Genomic DNA, 1,702 nt, shown 5'->3' on the forward strand with positions numbered 1-1,702 from the left:
CGAGGATGTCCTCGCTCACCCGCGCCTGACCGCCGGCCGGCCGCGGCGCGGCCTCGCCGCGGATGCGCGGCGGGCGGTGGACGGGACGCAGCGCGATGTCCTCGTCGAGTTCGCGCAGCGGGGGTTCGTGATCTCGTGCCATGGGTCGCTCACCCTGCCAATGCCTTCGGGATGGTCGCGTGTTCCGGCAGGATGACGCCGCAGCCGAGGGAGGCCGCGAAGGCGGCCGCCTGGTAGCGGTAGCAGCGCCGGATCCGGAGCCGGGCCTGGGTGGACAGGTCGCGGGTGATCGCCTCGATGCGCGGCATGTCGCCGCGCAACGGTTCGGTGATCGTCACCAGCACGCCGAAGCGCGTGACGCCGTGACCGCGGGCCTGTTCCTCGCGGGCTTGCTGGGTCGCACCGACCCGCAGGGTGGCCGCCGCGGACACCACGCCGCGCTCGCTCTGCTGGGCCACCAGCGCGTTCTTGAAGTCGTCGTCGACGATCTCGGCGGCGTCCGCGGCCGAATGCGGCCGGTAGACGATGGCGATCCGCTTGCGCGGGACCTCCGGGTTGGGCGCGAGCAGGCGCTGCAGCACCCGCTCGTCGACCGCGCCCTCGGGTGCGGTGTCCATCTCCCAGGTGACCGAGCGGCCGCCGTCGTGGACCAGGTGGTCCCACTTCTCGTCCTGCGACACCGGCCCCGCGTCGTCCCAGCCGAGGCCGTGGCCGTGCGGATCGCCCACGGCCACTTCCAGATCGGCCTGGGAGGCGGGGTCGTAGCTGCGGCGGATGAAGGAGATGATCTCCTCGGCGGACATGGGCTGGGCCCGCACGCCCGCCTCGGCGAGGGCGGCGCAGATGCCGGGCAGCCTGCGCCCGATCTCCACGGCCTCCTCGGCCGGGTTCTTGCGGCGTTCGGCGGTGGTCGCCTTGAAGGTGATCGCCACCCGCGGCAGCAGCTGCACGCGCTCCTGCGGCAGTTCGGTGGCCAGCTCGTACATCACCTGCTGCGCCAGGTCCGGCGCCTCGGGCCGCGTGATCGTGGAGACCTCGGTCAGCAGCCGGTTACCGGTCTCCGGCACGGTGTCGATGACCGGCACCACCGCGACGATGTCGCTGGTCTGGCCGACCGAGGCCAGGAAGGTGCCCCACGCCGCGACCCAGCGGTCGATGACCGGCTGGTCGACCGCCTCGTGCCCCTGCGGCCAGGCGCGCAGCACCACCGTGTACTGGGCGAAGGCGGGCAGGTGGATCATCCCGAACTGGTAGCCGCCCGCGTCGACACCTTCGTAGATCTTCGACGGCGCCAGCAGGCCGGGCAGCCGGGTCACGCCGCCGGGCACCCGGGAGAACCGGCCGCCGCGATACACGTGCTCGCCGCGTTTGCGCGAGCGCATCCAGTTGAACATCATCAGTCCCGTCTCGTATCCGGAGCGCCCACCGGTCCGCCAGACCAGGGGAACCATGATCACCGCGCCGACGCCGCCGACCACCAGGCCCCACTTGAATCCGCCGACCATGGCGCTGATCAGGGCCGTGATCACCACGACGAAACCGATGACGGTCTCTTCCCAGCGCAGGCCGAAGAGGCCCGCGCTGCGCGGCTTCTGCCACAGACCGTAGGAGCGACGCTCGTAGGTGTCGGTGGGGGTGGCTGTGCTCATCGCGGAATCGTGCTCCTGCCGAGGTCGGGTGCGCGGTTGGTCCAGCGGTCGCC

Annotated in this window: 1 protein-coding gene; it reads right to left on the minus strand. The window is 72.0% G+C overall.

Translation table 11 applies throughout. The features are described from left to right. Positions 1-149: 149 nt before the first annotated feature. Complete coding sequence (locus ON36_RS16210; protein ID WP_043653702.1) at positions 150-1,649, minus strand: SCO6880 family protein; 1,500 nt, start codon at positions 1,647-1,649, stop codon at positions 150-152. Between the last annotated feature and the right edge of the window lie 53 nt (positions 1,650-1,702).

The sequence above is a fragment of the Nocardia thailandica NBRC 100428 genome (genome assembly GCF_000308795.1).
Lineage (GTDB): Bacteria > Actinomycetota > Actinomycetes > Mycobacteriales > Mycobacteriaceae > Nocardia > Nocardia thailandica.